General features: G+C 30.4%; 16 protein-coding genes. All 16 read left to right on the top strand.

All coding sequences use genetic code 11. The annotated features are described in order from the left end of the window. Window positions 1-106: 106 nt before the first annotated feature. The 16 genes from P3X86_RS03920 (at window position 107) to P3X86_RS03845 (ending at window position 19,908) form a co-directional block, all read left to right on the top strand. A complete protein-coding gene (locus P3X86_RS03920; RefSeq protein ID WP_483291317.1) occupies window positions 107-373 on the top strand; it encodes a DUF6809 family protein in 267 nt (88 codons plus the stop codon). Window positions 374-536: 163 nt separating this feature from the next. Continuing rightward, window positions 537-1,118, top strand: coding sequence for a hypothetical protein (locus P3X86_RS03915; RefSeq protein ID WP_483291316.1), 582 nt, complete (start codon window positions 537-539; stop codon window positions 1,116-1,118). A 248-nt stretch (window positions 1,119-1,366) separates the two neighbouring features. Continuing rightward, complete coding sequence (locus P3X86_RS03910) at window positions 1,367-1,954, top strand: TetR/AcrR family transcriptional regulator (protein WP_483291315.1); 588 nt, start codon at window positions 1,367-1,369, stop codon at window positions 1,952-1,954. 168 nt (window positions 1,955-2,122) lie between these two features. Next, entirely contained in the window at window positions 2,123-2,833 is a 711-nt protein-coding gene (locus P3X86_RS03905) for a CPBP family intramembrane glutamic endopeptidase (RefSeq protein WP_483291314.1), read from the top strand. A gap of 321 nt (window positions 2,834-3,154) precedes the next feature. Beyond that, entirely contained in the window at window positions 3,155-3,976 is an 822-nt protein-coding gene (locus tag P3X86_RS03900) for a hypothetical protein (RefSeq protein ID WP_483291313.1), read from the top strand. A gap of 109 nt (window positions 3,977-4,085) precedes the next feature. Beyond that, complete coding sequence (locus P3X86_RS03895; protein WP_483291312.1) at window positions 4,086-5,054, top strand: aminoglycoside phosphotransferase family protein; 969 nt, start codon at window positions 4,086-4,088, stop codon at window positions 5,052-5,054. Window positions 5,055-5,243: 189 nt separating this feature from the next. Next, complete coding sequence (locus P3X86_RS03890) at window positions 5,244-6,188, top strand: hypothetical protein (protein WP_483291311.1); 945 nt, start codon at window positions 5,244-5,246, stop codon at window positions 6,186-6,188. A 161-nt stretch (window positions 6,189-6,349) separates the two neighbouring features. Continuing rightward, window positions 6,350-7,243, top strand: coding sequence for a hypothetical protein (locus tag P3X86_RS03885; protein ID WP_483291310.1), 894 nt, complete (start codon window positions 6,350-6,352; stop codon window positions 7,241-7,243). A gap of 236 nt (window positions 7,244-7,479) precedes the next feature. Continuing rightward, complete coding sequence (locus P3X86_RS03880) at window positions 7,480-7,821, top strand: hypothetical protein (RefSeq protein WP_483291309.1); 342 nt, start codon at window positions 7,480-7,482, stop codon at window positions 7,819-7,821. Between the two features lie 728 nt (window positions 7,822-8,549). Beyond that, entirely contained in the window at window positions 8,550-9,389 is an 840-nt protein-coding gene (locus P3X86_RS03875; protein ID WP_483291308.1) for a class I SAM-dependent methyltransferase, read from the top strand. 213 nt (window positions 9,390-9,602) lie between these two features. After that, window positions 9,603-11,171, top strand: coding sequence for a Na+/H+ antiporter NhaC family protein (locus P3X86_RS03870; RefSeq protein ID WP_483291307.1), 1,569 nt, complete (start codon window positions 9,603-9,605; stop codon window positions 11,169-11,171). A gap of 147 nt (window positions 11,172-11,318) precedes the next feature. Beyond that, window positions 11,319-12,776: a thiol-activated cytolysin family protein gene (locus P3X86_RS03865; RefSeq protein ID WP_483291306.1), complete on the top strand. Its 1,458-nt coding sequence runs from the start codon at window positions 11,319-11,321 to the stop codon at window positions 12,774-12,776. Between the two features lie 269 nt (window positions 12,777-13,045). After that, complete coding sequence (locus tag P3X86_RS03860) at window positions 13,046-13,966, top strand: AraC family transcriptional regulator (protein WP_483291305.1); 921 nt, start codon at window positions 13,046-13,048, stop codon at window positions 13,964-13,966. Between the two features lie 44 nt (window positions 13,967-14,010). Continuing rightward, a complete protein-coding gene (gene uvrA / locus P3X86_RS03855; RefSeq protein ID WP_483291304.1) occupies window positions 14,011-17,703 on the top strand; it encodes an excinuclease ABC subunit UvrA in 3,693 nt (1,230 codons plus the stop codon). Between the two features lie 124 nt (window positions 17,704-17,827). Then, window positions 17,828-18,550, top strand: a complete 723-nt coding sequence (locus P3X86_RS03850) for a polysaccharide deacetylase family protein (protein ID WP_483291303.1) — start codon at window positions 17,828-17,830, stop codon at window positions 18,548-18,550. 77 nt (window positions 18,551-18,627) lie between these two features. Further along, the gene (locus P3X86_RS03845; RefSeq protein ID WP_483291302.1) at window positions 18,628-19,908 is read left to right on the top strand and encodes a M16 family metallopeptidase; all 1,281 of its coding nucleotides are present in this window, start codon (window positions 18,628-18,630) and stop codon (window positions 19,906-19,908) included. Window positions 19,909-20,018: the final 110 nt, after the last annotated feature.

The raw sequence follows: 20,018 nt of genomic DNA, 5'->3' as shown, positions 1-20,018 counted from the left end.
CTACTTCTTCCAACTATCCTCCACATAAGCAGAGGTAAATATATTATACACCTGTTTATTGTGAAAATCAATTATATTACCAATATTTTTTATCGGAGGTGTAAATATGAAATCAGTAACAGACCAGTTATTTGATGGAGAAATAAGCGCAGAGGATATGTTCATACTGACAGATGAATATAGAGAAGCAAGTGACATCTATGATGATACAGAAAAGTACTTAACGAGATTATTAGATAAAGATACTAAAAAGATTTACTATGAAACTATAGACAAGAAATCAATAACAGCAATGATAGAGTCAAAGATATATTTTTCCCAAGGTTTTAAACTAGGGTTTAGGTTAGCTAAAGAGATGTTAGAAGATAGTTAAACTAAAAATTAATATGAAAGATAAAAGGCAAAGTCTTTATGATTTTGTCTTTTGGTTGCAGGCTTATAAAATTGTTTCAAGGAAGTATTTTTAAGACTATCGGATCATATCATTTTTATTGTTTATAATATATATTGCTATATAGGTGAAAGGAGCAAATGTTATGAAAAATATCAAGTTATTAAGTATACTATGTGTTTTATTTATAGTTTTATGTGGGTGTAGTAGTCCTAAAATTAAAACAGACTCACCTAAAGCTACTGTCACTTCATTATTTGATTTAGTTAAAGAGGGGAAATATAACGACTTAGATAAGGTAGCTGACAATATTAAAGATTATAACCTTGGTATAGCTAAAGATGGAACCACTAAACCAATTACTGACACGTTAATTAAAGCTACAGGAAAAGTTAAATTTACTATTAATGAAGAAAAAATTGATGGTGAAAAAGCAACTGTGAAAGTAGGCGTTGATTATCCGGATATTAACAAAGTGCTTAAGGAGATGGCGAAAGAAGTAGATGAAATGATGAAATCTATGAAAAGCACAGAAAAAGGTGATCTTGATGAAGAAGCAGTGCTTAAAAAAATGGAAGAGTCTATAAAAAAGAAATTAGAAGGAAATCTTGAAACTTTACATAGTGATATAACTATTGATATCATTAAAAAAGATGGAAAATGGTTAATAACTCTTGATACAGATATAGCTAAAGCTATCACAGGTAACTTATATAGAAGACGTTAAAACTGATTAAAAGTCACTCAAACATGGTAATAATTGAGACAATAAAATCTCAAAAGTACTATGTTTGAGTGCTTTTTGTTTTTGAGGTTAGGCTTAAGAAGGGCACAAAGCTGGAACTTATATGCTAGTCAGACTTAAGCCTCATAATTACTTTTTAAATTTGTACTTTACAGTCTGTTATATATAAATTAAACTGAATTTAATAACTTAAAATATTCAGTAAAACTTTAACTAATAAGGAGATGACTATGCCCAAAATTGTAACCGAGGAAAAGAAAGAGATAGCAAGAAAAAATATAAAGAAAAAAACAGAGGACCTAATTGAAGAGATAGGATTCAAAAATATCACCATTACTAAAATATGTGATGCAGTTCCCATAGGAAAAGGGACTTTTTACTATTATTACAACTCAAAGGAAGTATTACTCTATGAAATCTTAAAAGAAAAAGAAGAAAACCTCATTAAACAAATGCTAAGCTATAATAACTACGAGATAAACATAGAGGATAAAGTAATAAAAGCATTAACAGAAGTCTATATTGGTAAAAATAGTTTAGTCAATACAATTACAACTGAGGAAATCGAAAAAATCATAGCAAAACTACCTTCAGAATTGATTTACAATAAAGAATTAAGAGGAAAGAACTTTTTCGAATCCTCAATGAAGATATTGGGAATTAATCCGTCAAATATAAATATGGGTGTCTTAGTTGATTTACTCGATTGTGTTAATTTTATAGCATCTAGACCGTGTAAGCATGGAGAAGAAGCTAAGAGAGAAGCACTTGAGATTTTGATAAAGGGGATAGCTACCTACATAGCCAAAAGAAGCTAGGTGAGGAATACTACAATAAACAATAATTAATGATGTTTGTAAGTTGTTAAAAAATCCCTTTATTCTGCGCTGAATGCATCAGCATCTATATAAAACTTTTTATAATAAAATGAAAAGCAAAGATTTAAAGAGTTTATGAAAAAATCTAAGAATATAAGGAGAGAAATGATGATTAAATATCTAATTTGCACTTTTGGGATCACATGGGGTTTATGGGGAACTGTCATTTTTGGCATCAGCTTAGGTGCATGGGAATATGGACATCCTTTAGCGATGACATGTTATGTGATGGGCATATTCTCTCCAGCAATTAGTGCTATTATAGTTAACAAAAAACAATGCACTTCTCAAGAATTCAAGGCTTTTATGAAGAATATTATAAATGTAAGAATGCCTATTAAATGGTATATATGGACAATTGGTTTACCTATTGTTATGACAGCTTTACCTGTATTATGGGGTGGGGCGACAATAGAAAAACCTTTTTATGTGGGCTTTGTATTGATTATACCGATGATAATTGGGGGAGGGCTTGAAGAAATTGGCTGGAGAGGATTCTTGCAATCAAAAATAGAGGCTCGATTTAGTGTATTCACTAGCACATTGATTGTGGCTGGGATTTGGGCGATATGGCATATTCCTTTATGGTTTATATATTGGACAAATCATGCAGAGTGGAATTTTCTAATGTTCTGTGTCCTTGTTACAAGTTTTGCTTTTTTACTATCTAGTGTTTATCATAAAACCAAAAGCATATTTTTATGCATTTTATGTCACGCCACAATAAACGCTTTCTTGGAGATTTACCCGACAAACAATAAGATTTTACCTCAGATACCTGTGCTTTTTATTGCTATATATATTGGTCAGAGCAACTAGTTTTTTGAGGATGAAGGCTTTTTTAAGGCAATAAAAATGAAGAAAGAATTAAAATACTATGTTACTTTAGATAAAGTGTAAAACAGGTGATTATGCAGATTTTATAGATATAAAAAATATAGAAAATAGTTTCGTTATGTGGCATAACCCTTGAAAGTTGAAAAACGTAAAAATCAGTTATCTAGCGAGCTTATATACAATCGGAAATTTTTTAATTATATTATCGAATATAAAATCGTTAAAAAAGGAATTATGATACTAGTATAGAAATATATAGACAACTGCAATTGATATATTATTATAAATTCAAGGAGGTCATCTATGAACAACAAAGACCTTACAAAAGAAGAACTTGCTAGGGAAATAGATAGTTTACTACCAAACAAAAAATATCCATCACTAGCTAGATTTGTACTTTCTGCTCTTGGAGGAATCCCTATAGGGGGTGGAGTGATAGCAGCAATAGGTGGAGCTTGGTCAGAAAAAGAACAAGCTAATATAAACAGTGTATTTAAAGCGTGGCTAAAAATACAAGAAGAAGATATCAAGAGTATTACAAAGACACTTTCTGAGGTTATAGCAAGGGTAGATATACAAAACGAGAACATTATTTCAAGAGTTCAGAGTAAAGAGTATCTAGATATAATCAAAAAGTGTTTTAGAGATTGGTCGGCATCTGATAGTGAAGATAAAAGATTACAGCTACGCAATCTATTAGCCAATGCAGCAACCACACGTATCACAGATGATGATGTTATCAAATTATTCATAGAATGGATAGATAAATATACAGATATGCACTTCAAGATAATATCAATAATTTATAGAAACGAAGGAATCACTCGTTATCAAATATGGGATAAGCTCTATGACAAAGAGGTAAGAGAGGATTCGGCTGAGGCTGATTTATTCAAGCTCATAATGCAAGATTTGAGTATAGGGCATGTTATAAGACAGTATCGAGCTACAGATGATGAAGGAAACTATATTAGACATACTACTAGAAAAGGCAAAAATAAATCACCTTATCTAAAATCAGCATTTGACAAAGAAGAGCCTTACGTATTAACAGAACTCGGAAAACAGTTTGCAAGCTATACTATGGATGAATTAACGTTAAATATAACAACTAAAAATGCATGAAATTTTAGTTGTTATAACAAATATTAAATGTTATAATATAGCACACAAATTTTAAAAGTAACCTTTTTTAGAGGTTACTTAATTTTCGCATACAAAGGAGGTATTCATAATGACAGATAAGAATGTTAGGTTTTATAGTTATTTTAACTTAGATTTAAAGACTGTGCAAAAACTATTTTCAAAGTTTGATACAAAGATAAAGGTTAAATCGATAGAGCTGATAACAGAAGGGTTAAGCACTACTAATTATATAGTAGAAGCAGAAGATAGCCCAAAGAAATACTTACTTAAAATTTATCCTGTGGATGGAGAAAGAACTGATTTAGAGGTAGCATCGTTTTTATATGTAAAACAGTTTATTAGAGTTCCAAGTATCTATTTATATGATGATAGTAAGCAAATTTGTGGCAACAAATATGTGATAATGGAGTATATTAACGGAACTACATTAAAAGATTATATTATAACTAATAAAAAGTTTTCTGATGATATAGCTTACGATATAGGGAGAAATTTGGCATTATTACATAGAAGAGAGTACCCATGTAGAGGACTACTTGATAAAGAATTAAACATAAAAGAACAATTATCTAGTATGCATGAGGTTTATTATAAGCTTCTGGGTGGGGTAGTAGTAAAACATATAGATAGAAATGTTAAAGAAGAATTATTAGAGTTTATAGATGCAAACGATGATTTAATTAAAGAGTTAGATTCAAATAGTGTTTTCTCACATGGAGATTTTTATCCATCTAATATTATGATAGATTCATCTAAAACAGTATGGTTCATTGATTTTGAATACAGCTTGTCTGCGCCCATTTATAGCGATATTGGAAAGTTTTTTAGAGATAGAGATTTTGATAAATACAGAACAAATAATACCTTTGATAGTTTCGCTAAAGGATATAATGATAATGCTAGAAATAAACTACCAGATAACTGGATAAAGCTATCCAGACTCAACGATATTACATCAATGCTATCTCTAATAAATAAAGAAAGTCCTCCAGCAGGGTGGATAAAATCAATAGAAACATCAATAATACATACTATGAAGATATTAAAAAATGAGTAAATAATGATGAAATCATATAAACTAGAAAATTTATATCATTGTAAAGTCCTTTCTTTAAATTACCTGTTACTAATAAGCAGTTAGCTACTTAATATGATTATCGATATACTAAATAAATGCTTGACGTGTAGTTGAGTTCTTTTATTATACTATTTAATATATAACAATAATAAAACTAGGAGATGGGATATGAAGACAAAGACATTAATTTTAATTTTACTAATTACACTTGTAGTAGGAGGATGTAAAGATTCTTCTAAAGATTCAACCAAAGATTTGAATAAAGACTCAACAAATAAGACAATCAATGAACCAATTGATAATGCAAGCAAAAATTCAATCAAAAGTGAAGGTCTTAAGCTTGATTATAGTAAAGGTTATGAAAGTAAAGCAAAAGTACAATTTAAGAGATTAGAAGCTATGAAAAGTTTTTATAAGAAAGCCAAAAATCTTGACTTAAAAGTTCACGTAGAGCTTCTTGATAAAGAAGAATGGACAAAAAAATATAAAGATGTGCCATACGGTATGCCTTTCGTTATGCTCGAAGGAACACCAACAGTAGTATTGCCTGCTACAGAAGATGGGATTATTGTAAAAAATGCATTAGTATATAAAGACAATGTTCCTAGAGACATAAAGAAAACATTAAGTGAGATAGGTTTTACTTATGAAGAGGCAGTTAAGCTTTTTCCTGATCTCATAGGATTACATGAGGTTGGTCATTCTTTAACTGTTGAGAATGGCAACACAAATCTAAATTCTTGGTTTAATGAATTTATGGCAACATATTATGCATATGCATATTTAGTAAAAGAAGAACCAAAATATGCTAAGTTATGGAAGGCAAATGCTAGCATAACTTATTTAGATGGTTCTAAACCTAAATATACAGCTCTAAAAGACTTTGATGAAAAATATTCACAGATACAACCGGATAATTATGATTGGTATCAGAAACAGTTTACATTGTTAGCAGTTAAAGTATATGATAGCATGGGTTTAGATTATATAGATAAAGTTAAGGATGTATTTAAGGATGATGTAATAGATAGTGATGAGACCTTCAATAAACTACGAACTATATCACCTATATTTGATCAATGGGCATCAGAAATGAAAAATAAATTTAAGTAATATAAAAAAGGAGCATTAGCTCTTTTTTTATATGGGAACATGCAGTTAACTACATATTATACAATTATTGCAAATAAAATCGATACTTGACGTGTAGTTAAGTTCTTTTATTAAACTGTAAATATATACAATAAAAATAAAAATATAGAAAGGAGCAAGATATGAAAACAAAAGCGTTAGTTTTAATTTTATTAGTCACATTTGTAGTAGGGGTTACAGTTTCATCTGCAGTAGAAATTACACCGTTATCAGGAAATTCAATCGTAGGCGAAGGGCTTAGGGTTGATTATAGTGAAGGTTATGAAAGTAAAGCTAGAGTGCAATTTAACAGATTAGGATCTATGAAGAGTTTTTATAAGGAGCAAAAGGGCTTAGATCTAAAGATTAATGTAGAGCTTCTAGATAGGAATGATTGGGCAAGAGAGTATAATGACGTTCCATATGGACTTCCTTTTATTATGCTTTATACACCACCAATTGTAGTATTACCAGCTACACAAGATGGTGTTGTAGTAGAACTTGGATTAAAAAACAAAGATTATGTTACTAGTGACCTTAAGAAAGAATTAAGTGATATAGGTTATACTTTTGAAGAGGCAGTTAAACTTTTTCCTGATCTTATAGGATTGCATGAAGTTGGTCATTCATTAACTTTTGAAAATGGTAATACTAATCTTAATTCTTGGTTCAATGAATTCATGGCAACATATTTTGCATATGCATATTTAGTAAATAAAGAACCAAAACATGCTAATCTATGGAAAGTGAATGCTAAAATAACTTACTTAGACGGTTCCAAGCCTAAATATACAAAACTAAAAGATTTTGATGAAATATATTCTGATATGCCTGTAGAGAATTATGATTGGTATCAAAAACAGTTTACATTGTTAGCAGAGAGAGTATATAACAGCATGGGGTTAAATTTTATAGATAAAGTTAAAGAAGTATTTAAGGATGATTCAGTAAATAGTGAACAAACTTTCGAAAAACTGCGCACTATATCACCTATATTTGATCAATGGAGAGAAGAAATGAGTAATAAATTTAAGTAGTTTAAAGAGCTAGGTTCAACTACATCTACATCAGATATTATAGGTGAATTTAGTTTTAAATTTTATTGTTGATTAATAAGAGTATCACCAACCTATCTCATTACTATAATTACAAAACCTTGAAAATACTGCTGATATCAGTATTTTCAAGGTTTAGCTATTTAATTAAAAATTTTACCAAAAATTAGCTATATGTTATAATATATTTTAATAGAAAAGGTAAAGAGGGGATTTTTTTGAGAAAAAAAGTAGTAATTATTATAGTAGCTATAATAATTATATTAACTATAGCTATTATAATTAACTTTATCAGCAATAATAGTTTAAGAAAAAATGGACTCGTTGGGATTGGCAAAACGCTTACTATAAATATAACTAAGAAGCCGGTAATAAACCACGCTTCCTTAAAGAATGTTATAGCTATAGATTTATGGGATAGATCAGAAAGAAATAAATTGGAAAAATATATGAAAAATAATAATTTGCAAATCAAAACAGGAACGTATCAAATAAACCAAGGTACAACATTTGAGAAATCACTTGAAATTTTTATATTTGAAAAAAATACAAACCACTAAAATTAGTATTTTGTGTTTTTTGCCGTTAAGGTAGTATACAATCTTGAGAATAATGCATATCTATACCATGATTCTTAGGGAATAGTCATACCAAGAAAATATCTTTGTAGCAATTGGATAATTATCTTAATTTTTGAGGTAGCTTTCATGTTTTTTGCAGCTAATCTCCTTTTGAGTTTTTTATGTTTTTTTATTTATAATCGTGGCTAGATAGCAAAATTGCTTTGATATTTTAAATGTGGTATAATGATGTTTGCAATAATAATTAAATTAATAAAGGTGGAATGTAATCCGACAACTTAGTGTTATATGAATCCAAATAACATAAGTAGCTTGGAGAAATATATAAATTAATTAACTTGATAATTAGGAAAATCTGTTTGTTTAAAACAGTTTATCTTGATGGCAAAGTCATCAAGATAGCAGACTTTAGTAAAAGTTCTATTTCAAGGCGTGTTAAAATTGAGTAGCAGAGCTTACTTAGAGGTAAGTGAGCAACGGAAATTTTGGGGCAACGCAGAAATTGGGATTTTGTCTACTGTCTGAAGCTGTTTGTTGAAAACAGTTTGTTAATGATCCTAATTATTGTCAGTTGATTTTTTTGTGTATTCTCAGAGCTACTTTTTTTATTGGATAAAATTATTATTGAAATTTTAAAGAGGGGAGTGGATATTATCTAAAATCTGCCAGATTAGTTTAATGCAAAATAACATAGGAGGGATTTATAAATGAATATTAAAAAGATAATAGAAATATTAGAGTCCGCTAAACCTTACGATAAAGGTACAGCTATAATGTGGACTGATGAACATATCTCAAAAGAGTTATTAAAAGTACATCTAGATAAGAATAGCAATCTAGCAAGTAGGACTAAGAAAAATATCCAAAAAACAATTGAATTTATACTAAGAGAGTTTGATAAAAATAGTGGTGATATTTTGGATTTAGGTTGTGGCCCAGGACTATATACAGAAAGATTAGCAATGAAAGGGTATAATGTCACAGGTTTAGATTTTTCGAATAATTCAATAAATCATGCAATCAAAAGTGCTAAAGAAAAGGAACTTGATATAAAGTATATTCAAAAAGATTATCTTAAAATGGATTTTAAAGAACAATTTGATTTAATAATAATAATTTTCTGTGATTTTGGAGCATTGTCTGTATCAGATAGAGAGAAACTGCTAGATAACATATATAAGGCATTAAAGCCTGGTGGTATACTTATATTTGATGCATTAAATGAGAAAGCACTAACGAATATGGAATTAAAGAAAAATTGGACAGTATCAAGCGGAGGCTTTTGGCAAGAAAGTCCATACATCAGTTTATCAAATACATCTCATTTTGAGGAGGTAAAGGTCTTGCTAGATGAACATATAGTTATTGATGAAGAAAATAATTATAAAATATATCGCTTTTGGAACCATTATTTTGATAAAAAGGATATGGAGCAAATGGCTATAAAGAGTAATTTTGTTATGGATAAATGTTTTAATAATATTATAGAAAATGACTCACTATCAAACGATGAAACTGTAACTTTTTATAAGCTTAGAAAATTATAAATGAATTATTGTTGAAAATAGAAGAGAGCAAAACATTATTTGCTTTCTTCTTATTTACTAACAAATACCTACAAAAAAAGCAGGAAATAATCAATAAAATATATAATATATAAAGTAATACATAATTTAAAATGGTATGTTTGATATCATTAATATTCAGAATATTCAAACTACCGTTTTGGATAGTAATAAAACAATCTAAGGAGGCAAACTATGAATGATTTCGGGTTATGGGCTGTTATACCACCATTAGTAGCAATTATTTTGTGCTTTTTAACAAAAAGAGTATTAGTATCACTGTTTGTAGGAGTTTTTGCTGGGGGTTTGATTATATCAAAAGGAAACCCTTTTAGTGGAGTAGCTTATTCACTAGAAAAACTAGTTACATCTATGACCGATGAATCTAATATCAGATTGCTATTATTTAACTTATTAATGGGTGCAGGAGTTGCATTTATATGGAAGCTTGGAGGAAGTAAAGCATTAACAAATTGGGCTAGAAAGAAAATTAAGACAAGAAAATCTGCTGGCATTGGAGCTTGGCTTTTGGGTATTATTGTATTTTTTAATGATTATGTAAATGCTGCAATAGTAGGTAATGTTTTTAGAGATGTTTGTGAGGAACATAAGGTGTCATCAGAGAGATTATCTTATATATTAGACTCCACAGCAGCACCAGTTGCTACATTCTTTATATCGGATTGGATAGCTTTTCAGATGTCAATGATACAGTCAGGTTTAGATACGGCGGAGATAACCACAGTATCATCATTTGGAGGTTTTTTGCACAGTATACCATTTAACCTGTATTGTATTTTTGCAGTAATTTTTGTTGGAATGTTAGTTTTAACAGGTAAAGACTATGGACCAATGTTAAAGGCTGAAAATAGAGCATTAACAACTGGCAAGATTGTTAAAGACGGTTCTAAACCTATGCTGGACGTAGGTTATGAATTAGGAGATCCAAAAGATGTCAAATCTAGTTTGTGGACATTTTTCTTGCCTATAATAGCACTTGTTGGTGTTACAATGTTTGGATTTTACTGGACTGGAAAAGCTGGGGGAGGTACAACAATAACTGAAATATTAGGAGATGCAGATGCTCCACTGGCATTACTGTGGGGTGCATTTTCAATGACTATAGTAGGGATAGTATTGGCACTTAAAGTTACAGATCTAAAAGAAACAATGGATACGTTTTTAGATGGATTGAAGTTGATGCTATTAGCATGTACTATATTAGTACTAGCATGGTCTTTGGGCGCTGTTACTAAGGACATGAAACTAGCAGACTATATTGTATCTAAATTAGGTAACAGTCTACCGTTCTCAGTTGTTCCTATTATTATATTCTTCTTAGGTATGGTTATTTCATTCTCTACGGGGACATCATGGGGAACTATGACTATATTAACACCGATAGCAATACCATTAGTTTATAAAATGACTGGTGATGCAATAACATCAGTATCTATGGCAGGTATAGTATTTTCAGGTGCGATTTTTGGCGATCATTGTTCACCGATTTCAGATACAACAGTATTAGCATCAATTTTCTCTGGAGCAGATCATATAGACCATGTGACTACACAGATACCATACTCTATAACTGTAGCTGTAATAGCCATATTTATGTATTGTCTGTATGGGTTTGTTAATATACCAATATACGCATTGATACCTTTAGGATTAATTCTTTTATATGTAGTAATGAATGTATTATCAAGCTATTATAGCAAGAAATATAAAATAGACAGCGTTACGAAGCAATTTAATAAGTAGAAACTGGATATTGTCAAACAACCTGAGTCCCATTATATTAAAAATATAATGGGATTTTTTGTTTGGCGTGTGAACAATATATCTTTTATACGAATAAAATATAGAAGAAAGTATATTGTTAAACTTATTAAAAGGAGCTGTAAAAATATGAGAAGAATGTTTGGCAATAGAGGGCATAGACATATACAAGATATAGTAACCTTAGATGACAGTATAAACAAAGGGATAGCTAAACTAGATTATAATAAATTAGAGATATTAGCAAATAAAGGAGATACTGTAGAAAGTTTTGTACCAAGAGAAGGAAAAAGTGAAAACGGGAAATTTATAGTTGTTGTGCATGAAAAAAAATCATTAGGGACATCACCAGTAGATATATCTGTAGTAGATTCAATAATGGACCGTACGTATCCTGGAGCATTGTTACTAGCAGATGGAGAATTTGCCAAGAATAGACCTACAGCGCTAGTTGAACCTAGAGCACCACTCAATATAACTATAGATTTACCAGGACTTGGAGATGCCAATACTACATCAGTTAAAAAACCAGCATATGGTAGCATTACTGCTGCTATTAATAATATGATTGATTTATGGAGTAAGAAGGAATCAGAGACACATACATTACCTGCTAGAACGCAATATAATGAGACAATGGTTCACAGTAAAACTCAATTGAAAATGAGTTTAAATGTTGACATACAAGTTGCGGATCAATTACTAGGAATTGATTTTAAATCTATAGTTGCTGGAGAAGAGCAGTATATGGTTGCTTCATATAAGCAAATTTTCTATACAGTGAGTGCACAGCTACCTAGTAAACCGTCAGAGTTATTTGCTCAAGAAGTGACATTTAAAGATTTAACAGCTAAAGGTGTAAGTAATACTTCACCTCCGGTTATGGTTACAAATGTAGCGTATGGTAGAAGTGTATACGTAGTTTTAAAAACTAGTTCGACGAGTGTGCATGTTGAAGCTGCATTTAAAACGCTTATTAAAGGGCAGAAAATTGAGGCAGGTAGCGAGATAGATAATATTGTACAAAATAGTTCGTTTACAGCTGTTATATTAGGAGGAGATGCTGCAGAGCATAATAAAATAATTACTACTGATTTTGAAGAAATTAGGAGAATAATCAAGGAAAATTCAGAGTTCAGCATTAAAAATCCAGGGTATCCAATATCATATACTAGCACATTTTTAAAAGACAACTCTCTAGCAGCAGTTCACAATTCAACTGATTATATAGAAACTACAGCTACAGAATATAGCAAAGGTAAAATTACTCTTGACCATAGCGGAGGTTATATAGCTAGATTTTGGGTATCATGGAATGAAGTAAATTATGATGATCAAGGTAATGAGAAATTAACTCATATAGATTGGCCTGGTAGTGGTTACGCCAGAACAGCACATTATTCTACAGTAATTGATTTACCAGCTAATTCAAGAAATATTAATATAAAAGCAGATGAGGCTACAGGACTTGTATGGGAACCATGGAGAGTAGTAGTGGATGAGAAAAATCTTCCTTTAACAAATAACATACAAGTAGCTATATGGGGAACTACGCTATTTCCTGCTCATGATATTAAACTGACTTAGAATGAAATATAATATAAAAATTTTAAACTTAAGCAATTTATCCTACAATCTTAAACTTTAGATAAATAGAAAATAAATTCAAGTAAATTTGTATTTAAAACTGAAATTATGGTCAGAATGTTGTAGATGGCTATTTTAAAATATTTAAGAGGTGTTTTGTTTGCCTCTTTTTTTGTATTGTTACGATGGTTATCGTATTGCATTGTTAATGTCCATATTAATTGATAGAATATAAGTGATGAATTTAAAAGTAAAAGTGAGGAGAATATATGAACAAAACTTTATTATATCAAGAATACAAAGCTAGAATAAATAAAGTTCAAGATTATATCGAAGGCAATATTAATGAAGAATTTACACTGCCTAAATTAGCTATTATAGCAAATTTTTCTTCGTACCATTTCCATAGGATTTTCAAAGAGATGACAAATGAAACGTTATTTGAATATATTCAGAGAGTTAAACTAGAAAAGGCAGCATTTACTCTCTTAGCAAATAAAGATAAAAGTATAATGGATATTGCATTAGAGTATGGATTCGCAAATCAGTCCTCTTTTGCCAAAGCATTTAAAAGATATTTTAATGTTAACGCAAGTATTTTCAGAAAACAACAAAAAAGCAATATGAGAAAAGTGTTCTCTGAAATAGTTTGCTATAATAACGCTGTAAGGGATAAACAGCGTTATCTAGAAGTAAATAACTATAAATTGGATTATGATATAGAGGTAAAGGATATACCAGAGATGAATCTAGCGTATATACGACATACAGGTCCATATAAAACAGATGATAAGTTATTTGAGGAGCTTTTTAGTAAGCTGTATTCATGGGCTAAAGAAAAGCAATTAATTAATTCTACGAACAAATGGCTAACCCTATACCATGATACACCTGATATAACAATGGAAGATAAGTTAAGAATTAGTGTGTGTTTAACTGTGGATACCAAGATACATGCTGATGGTGAGATTGGTTTTATGAGAATTAAAGGTGGAAAGTATGGAGTAGGACATTTTAAGTTAAATAAGTATGAATATCAGTTTGCTTGGAATGAGATGTACGCAAGGTGGCTCCCGAATAGTGGATATCAACCAAGAGATAGTCTTGCATTTGAACATTATAATGGTGGAACCTTAGAAAATGATAATAAACAAAATGTAGATATTTGCATTCCTGTAAAACTTCTTTAACAGCTGTTATATTCCGTAAATACAATTTATAAAGGAGCTTTATAATGAAGAAAAAAAGTGATGCAATTAAGGAATTTATGATTTTTCCAATAGGAATAATAAAAACAGTAAAAAAGCATAAATATGTATATTTATATGACGAATATAAAGCAGGGTTAAAAGATTTAGGTAAATTTAGTCACGTTTTACTTTTTGCAAGTAAATTTGAGGAAGAAGAAGGAGCAGATGAAATTTCTAAAGTGCAAACCACCCCTATAATTGCAAAAATTTTAGATATAGACGAAAAAAAGGGTGTATTTGAGATAGATCAATTATCAATAAAAGACAGTATGATATTATATGATATTAAACCTTACTTTCCGTGCGAAGAAAGAGTAAGAGAGTTCTCATTAGGAGATTATGTTGAAGATAAAAGTTTATGGAGAAGAGAAATAGAAAACCAAAAATCTAATCTAATAGATAATGTATCGATAGAAAGAATAATAAATAAAAATGATTACTTGTATAAGATTGGAGAGGTCAAAAAAATAGAAGGTGAGTTTTTTTTAGAACTTGACAATATAAAAGATATAATGCACAAGATAAAAGGATTTTCGCACATAAAGATAATATGGTGGTTTGACAAGTTTGATAAGAGTAAATATAGAAAATCAACCGAATGCAATACACCATATGAAGGTAAAAGGAGGATGGGAGTATTTGCAACAAGATCTCCAGTTAGACCAAATCCACTAGCCTCGACAGTTGCCAAAGTTTTTGAAGTAGATAAAGAAAATAGACGTATTAAAATTTCTCAAATTGATTCATTTGATAAAACACCTATAATAGACATAATACCTTATATCCCAGCAAATAATAGAGTAAAAGATTGCAAGGTACCTCAGTGGCTTGAACATTGGCCAAAATGGATAGACGATAGAGGCTTTATAAATAGTGAGGATATACAAATCGAGGAATCAGATATCAAAAAGTTAAGCAAATACCTATCAATACAAAATACACTTACTAATGATGAAACATTAAATGTAGTGAATGAAAATGAATACAATAACACGAATGAAATAATTGTAAGAGGTGTAAAACAAAATAACTTAAAAAATATAAGCTGTAACATTCCTAAAAATAAGATGACTGTTGTTACTGGTGTTAGCGGAAGTGGTAAATCAAGTTTGGTTTTTGATACTATTTATGCTGAAAGCCAAAGAAGATTTATGGATAGTATGCGAAATTCTCAGAAAAATTTATTTAATCAGATGGAAAAACCAGACTATGATCAAATAGAAGGATTAACACCATCTATCGCAATTAAGCAAAAAACAATAACAAGAAATCCTAGATCTACAGTAGGGACACTAACAGATATTTATGATTATTTAAAGCTACTATATGCAAATATTGGAACAAGACATTGCCCGGAGTGTGGCAGAGCGATAACTCCGTTAAAAGCTGAGGAGATAGTGGATATATTGTTTGGACTCAGAGAAGGGATTGCTTATAGTATATATCCATTTAATGATGATAATAAAATAGCAAGCTTTATAGCTTGTGACGATGAGGACTACAAAGGTAATATAAGAAAAGTAGTTAAAAAAGCACTTGAAATCGGTAAAGGTGCTTTAGTAGTCAAAATAAACGATAAAGAAAAGTATATGCTACAAACAAGAGAAATCTGTTATCATTGCGAGAAGATTTTCTTTAAATTAACTACATCAAGTTTTAGTTTTAATAATCCAGAGAGTATGTGTCCTGTATGTAAAGGTTTAGGAGTAAAACTAGAGGTAGATGAAGGGCTGATAGTGTCTAAGCCAGAGTCGTCTATTCTAGATGGGGCATCTACTTGGTGGGGAAATTTAAGAAAGTATAGGCAAAAACCAAATGCTAACTGGATGAAAGGTGAAGTGTTGGCACTAGCCAAAGATATGGATATAGATTTAGAACTTCCATGGAATAAACTTCCCAACGATTTTAAAAAACAAGCCTTATATGGAAGTAATAATAGAAAAGTGAGTCTTAAATATGAAAACTCAAATGGAAGAAAAGGAGAAATAAGTAGACCAGTAGAAGGTGCATACAATGCTATAAAAAGATTATTCATAGATAATAATACAGATACTGGTTTCATGAAAGAAAGTATATGCGATGAATGTTTAGGAGAGAGACTATCAAAGGAAGGTAGACTAGTGACAATCGGAGAGCATAGGTTTCCAAAGGTAGTTGCTATGACTATTACCCAGCTTAAAAACTGGATAGAGAATTTGCCAAGTAAATTAACAGATAAGGACAAAAAGGTAGCAACACCCATATTAAGAGAGTTAAAAAATAGGCTAGATAATTTAATAGAAGTAGGAGTTTCTTATTTGACACTTGATAGATCTGCTTCAACATTGTCTGGAGGAGAGGCTCAAAGAATAAGACTTGCAACACAATTAGCTAGTGGTATAACTAATATATTATATGTTTTAGATGAGCCGTCAATAGGATTACATCCTAGAGACCATGAAAAACTTGTTAATATAATGCATAAAATAAGAGACAGGGGAAATACACTGTTAGTTGTAGAGCATGATGCATATACCATGCTAAGTGCAGACAAAATTATAGAGATAGGGCCAGGAGCAGGAATTCATGGAGGTAAGTTGATAGCTGAAGGTTCAGTAAGTGAAATAGTAAGCAATGAAAAATCTAGCACAGGTAGATACTTGAGGATTTTAGAAAATAAAAATGATACTATTAAAGTTCCTATAAGTAATAATTACAAAATGATAAAAATAAAAAAAGCACATCACAATAATCTAAAAAATATAGATGTGAGTATCCCTTTAGGTGCATTGACCTGTGTGACAGGAGTAAGCGGGTCAGGAAAAAGTAGTTTAGTGTCAAAGACGTTGTATCCAGCTATACAGAAACATTTAAGTGAATCAACCATCTATGAATATGATGGGTTAAAAGGTATAGAAGGTATAGAAGATATTGATAAGATAATAAGTATTACTCAGCATCCTATAGGAAGAACACCACGCTCTAATCCTGCAACATATACAGGTGTTTTTGATGAAATTAGGAGGGTATTCGTTTCTTTAGAAGAATCAAAAAAACAAGGGTACAAACAAAGTAAGTTTAGTTTTAATAGCAAGGCTGGTCAATGTCAAGCATGTAAGGGAAAAGGTGGAGAATACGTGCAAATGCATTTCATGCCAGATATCTGGGTGAAATGTTCAGTATGTAAAGGAAAAAGATTTAACGAAGAAGTACTAAAAGTGAAATATAAGGGAAATAGCATAGCAGATGTACTAGATTTAAGTATTGAGCAGTCATATGAAATATTTAAAGATGATATAAAGATATCTAAGATACTAGGTACACTTTGTGATGTAGGGCTAGGTTATATTAAGCTAGGACAAAGTGCATTAACACTCTCGGGTGGAGAAGCACAGAGAGTAAAACTAGCAAAAGAACTCAGCAAATCAGATACAGGAAAGACTATATATTTACTTGATGAACCAACGACAGGACTTCACTACTTCGATGTACAAAATTTGATTAAGATATTAAAGAATATAGTAAAAGCAGGTAACACAGTTATAGTAATAGAGCACAATATAGACATGATAAAAAATTCAGATTGGATTGTTGACTTAGGTCCTGAAGGTGGAGATTCGGGGGGATATGTAATAGCACAGGGAACGCCACAAGAAATCAAAAAAGTTAAAAAAAGCTATACGGGACAATTTATCTAAGAAATTAGTCATAAAAAATGAGGTGTCTTAAAAAGATATCTCATTTTTTATATTCTACATAGTAGTAATTATTTAGCTTTTTCAATAATATTATTTGTAATAAGGGATAAAAGGAGGGTAATTTATGAGAAGAAAGAAAATATATTTTATACCACTTAAAAAAGTATACATATTTGTATTGGTAGTAGTTATTATGACTGTATGTATATTTAGCTATTTTAGATATAACATGACAAAATCAGTATTTAACCCAAAAGATGAATTATTTTATAAAGGAACAAGCAATGATAACACTATAGCACTGACTTGTAATGTTGACTGGGGAGAAGAACATATACCCACTATGCTAAATATATTGAAGCAAAAAGATTTAAAGATAACTTTTTTTGTAACAGGTATGTGGGCAAAGAAAAACCCACAGGTGCTAAAAAGTATATATAATGAAGGTCATGAGATAGGTAATCATGGATATTTTCACGAAAAGTATGGAAATATGAGCTATGAACAAAATATTAAAGAGATAAAAAAAGCAGAAAAGATAATAGAAGATATAATAGGGATTAAACCAAAGTTTTTCGCTCCTCCATCAGGACATTATAGTAATAACACGATAAAAGCGGCTAATAAGCTAGACTATAAAGTTATAATGTGGAGCATTGATACTATAGATTGGAGAAAAGGTAGTACTAAAAACGTTATAGTACAGAGAGTTTTAAAAAAAGCGTGCAATTCTGGTATAGTTTTGATGCATCCAAAGCCAGAAACTATAAAAGCACTTCCTACAATCATAGATCAATTAAAAGCAAGGGGATACAAACTAGGAAATGTAAGTGATGTACTGAAATAAGTAAATCGTTTGCCTTGAAAATTTACAGATAATGATTTATAATTAACTGTGTCTAGAAACGAGTAAGGGAGATAAGGATGTATAATAAAATAACTTTAGATAATGGACTGAGAGTAGTTATAGAAGAGATACCTCATGTTCGTTCAGTAACAATAGGTCTATGGATAAAAGCTGGTTCTGTTAATGAGAGCGAGAAGAACAACGGTATAACTCATTTTATTGAGCATATGTTGTTTAAGGGTACAAAAAAAAGAACAGCTAAACAACTCGCTCAAACAATAGACGATATAGGAGGACAACTAAACGCATTTACTGCAAAAGAATGTACTTGCTATTATACTAGAGTTCTTGACAATCATATAGATATAGCAGTAGATGTACTTAGTGATATGTTGTTCAATTCTAAATTTGATGAAGAAGATATAAAAAAAGAAAAAAAAGTAGTACTAGAAGAAATAAATATGTATGATGACACTCCAGAAGAAATAGTTCACGATTTAATATCAAAATCTATATACAGTAATCATTCATTAGGTTTTCCAATACTAGGACAAGCAAAAAATTTAGAGGATTTGACAAGAAATCAGATAATAGATTATTTTCATGATAACTATATACCCGAGAATGCAGTATTAACCATTGTCGGTAATATAAGAAGCTCTAAAGGTATAGAGTTAATTAAGCAGTATTTTGGGCATTGGAAAGGAAATAAAAAAGGAAGTATTATCAACACACAGGAAGCGATATTTAACACTAACGCTTTATATGAGCAGAGAGAAACAGAGCAGCTACATTTATGTATGGGTATGCAGGGTATACCATTAGGGGATAAGTACTATTATGCAATGATGGTTCTCAATAACATATTTGGTGGCTGTATGAGTTCTAGGTTATTTCAAAAAGTAAGAGAAGATAAAGGTTTAGCATATTCTATTTACTCATACCCATTGCTTTACAGTAACACAGGTGCATTTATTATATATGCCGGCATCAATCCTAAGTACATGATAGATGTAGTAGAAACTATACTCAAAGAAATAAAAACAATTAAAAAGAATCTTATAGAAGACAGCTTACTACAAAGATCAAAAGAGCAACTAAAAGGTAACTATATAATGGACTATGAAAGTATGTACAGTAGAATGATGAGCATGGGGAAAACAGAGTTACTTTTAGGACGAATAGTTCCGCTTTCAAAAGGATTAGAAAAAATAGATAAAGTAACTTTAGATGATATAAAGTACATTATTGATTTGATATCTGATGAGAATAAACGTAACGTATCATACGTAGGAAACTTAGATGATGAAAAGAGTGAAAAATTATTGAGTATGGTACCAATAGCACAAGAAGCATAATATACTTAAGCAATAAAAAGACAATCTACTAATGGAGAGTCTTTTTTTTTATAACATAATCTTAATTGATATTATCATAAATGATAATAGGGTTTACTGGCTTATAGTTT

The organism is Abyssisolibacter sp. ZYX002 (genome assembly GCF_056892235.1).
This window is presented reverse-complemented; position numbering and strand designations above follow the sequence as displayed.

What these genes read in the sequence shown, in the direction of transcription:
- P3X86_RS03850 (WP_483291303.1), top strand. Translation starts at nt 17,828, where the DNA reads ATGAGAAGAAAGAAAATATATTTTATACCACTTAAAAAAGTATACATA.
- P3X86_RS03885 (WP_483291310.1), top strand. Translation starts at nt 6,350, where the DNA reads ATGAAAACAAAAGCGTTAGTTTTAATTTTATTAGTCACATTTGTAGTA.
- P3X86_RS03910 (WP_483291315.1), top strand. Translation starts at nt 1,367, where the DNA reads ATGCCCAAAATTGTAACCGAGGAAAAGAAAGAGATAGCAAGAAAAAAT.
- P3X86_RS03890 (WP_483291311.1), top strand. Translation starts at nt 5,244, where the DNA reads ATGAAGACAAAGACATTAATTTTAATTTTACTAATTACACTTGTAGTA.
- P3X86_RS03875 (WP_483291308.1), top strand. Translation starts at nt 8,550, where the DNA reads ATGAATATTAAAAAGATAATAGAAATATTAGAGTCCGCTAAACCTTAC.
- P3X86_RS03865 (WP_483291306.1), top strand. Translation starts at nt 11,319, where the DNA reads ATGAGAAGAATGTTTGGCAATAGAGGGCATAGACATATACAAGATATA.
- P3X86_RS03870 (WP_483291307.1), top strand. Translation starts at nt 9,603, where the DNA reads ATGAATGATTTCGGGTTATGGGCTGTTATACCACCATTAGTAGCAATT.
- P3X86_RS03845 (WP_483291302.1), top strand. Translation starts at nt 18,628, where the DNA reads ATGTATAATAAAATAACTTTAGATAATGGACTGAGAGTAGTTATAGAA.
- P3X86_RS03895 (WP_483291312.1), top strand. Translation starts at nt 4,086, where the DNA reads ATGACAGATAAGAATGTTAGGTTTTATAGTTATTTTAACTTAGATTTA.
- P3X86_RS03860 (WP_483291305.1), top strand. Translation starts at nt 13,046, where the DNA reads ATGAACAAAACTTTATTATATCAAGAATACAAAGCTAGAATAAATAAA.
- P3X86_RS03920 (WP_483291317.1), top strand. Translation starts at nt 107, where the DNA reads ATGAAATCAGTAACAGACCAGTTATTTGATGGAGAAATAAGCGCAGAG.
- uvrA (WP_483291304.1), top strand. Translation starts at nt 14,011, where the DNA reads ATGAAGAAAAAAAGTGATGCAATTAAGGAATTTATGATTTTTCCAATA.
- P3X86_RS03905 (WP_483291314.1), top strand. Translation starts at nt 2,123, where the DNA reads ATGATTAAATATCTAATTTGCACTTTTGGGATCACATGGGGTTTATGG.
- P3X86_RS03915 (WP_483291316.1), top strand. Translation starts at nt 537, where the DNA reads ATGAAAAATATCAAGTTATTAAGTATACTATGTGTTTTATTTATAGTT.
- P3X86_RS03900 (WP_483291313.1), top strand. Translation starts at nt 3,155, where the DNA reads ATGAACAACAAAGACCTTACAAAAGAAGAACTTGCTAGGGAAATAGAT.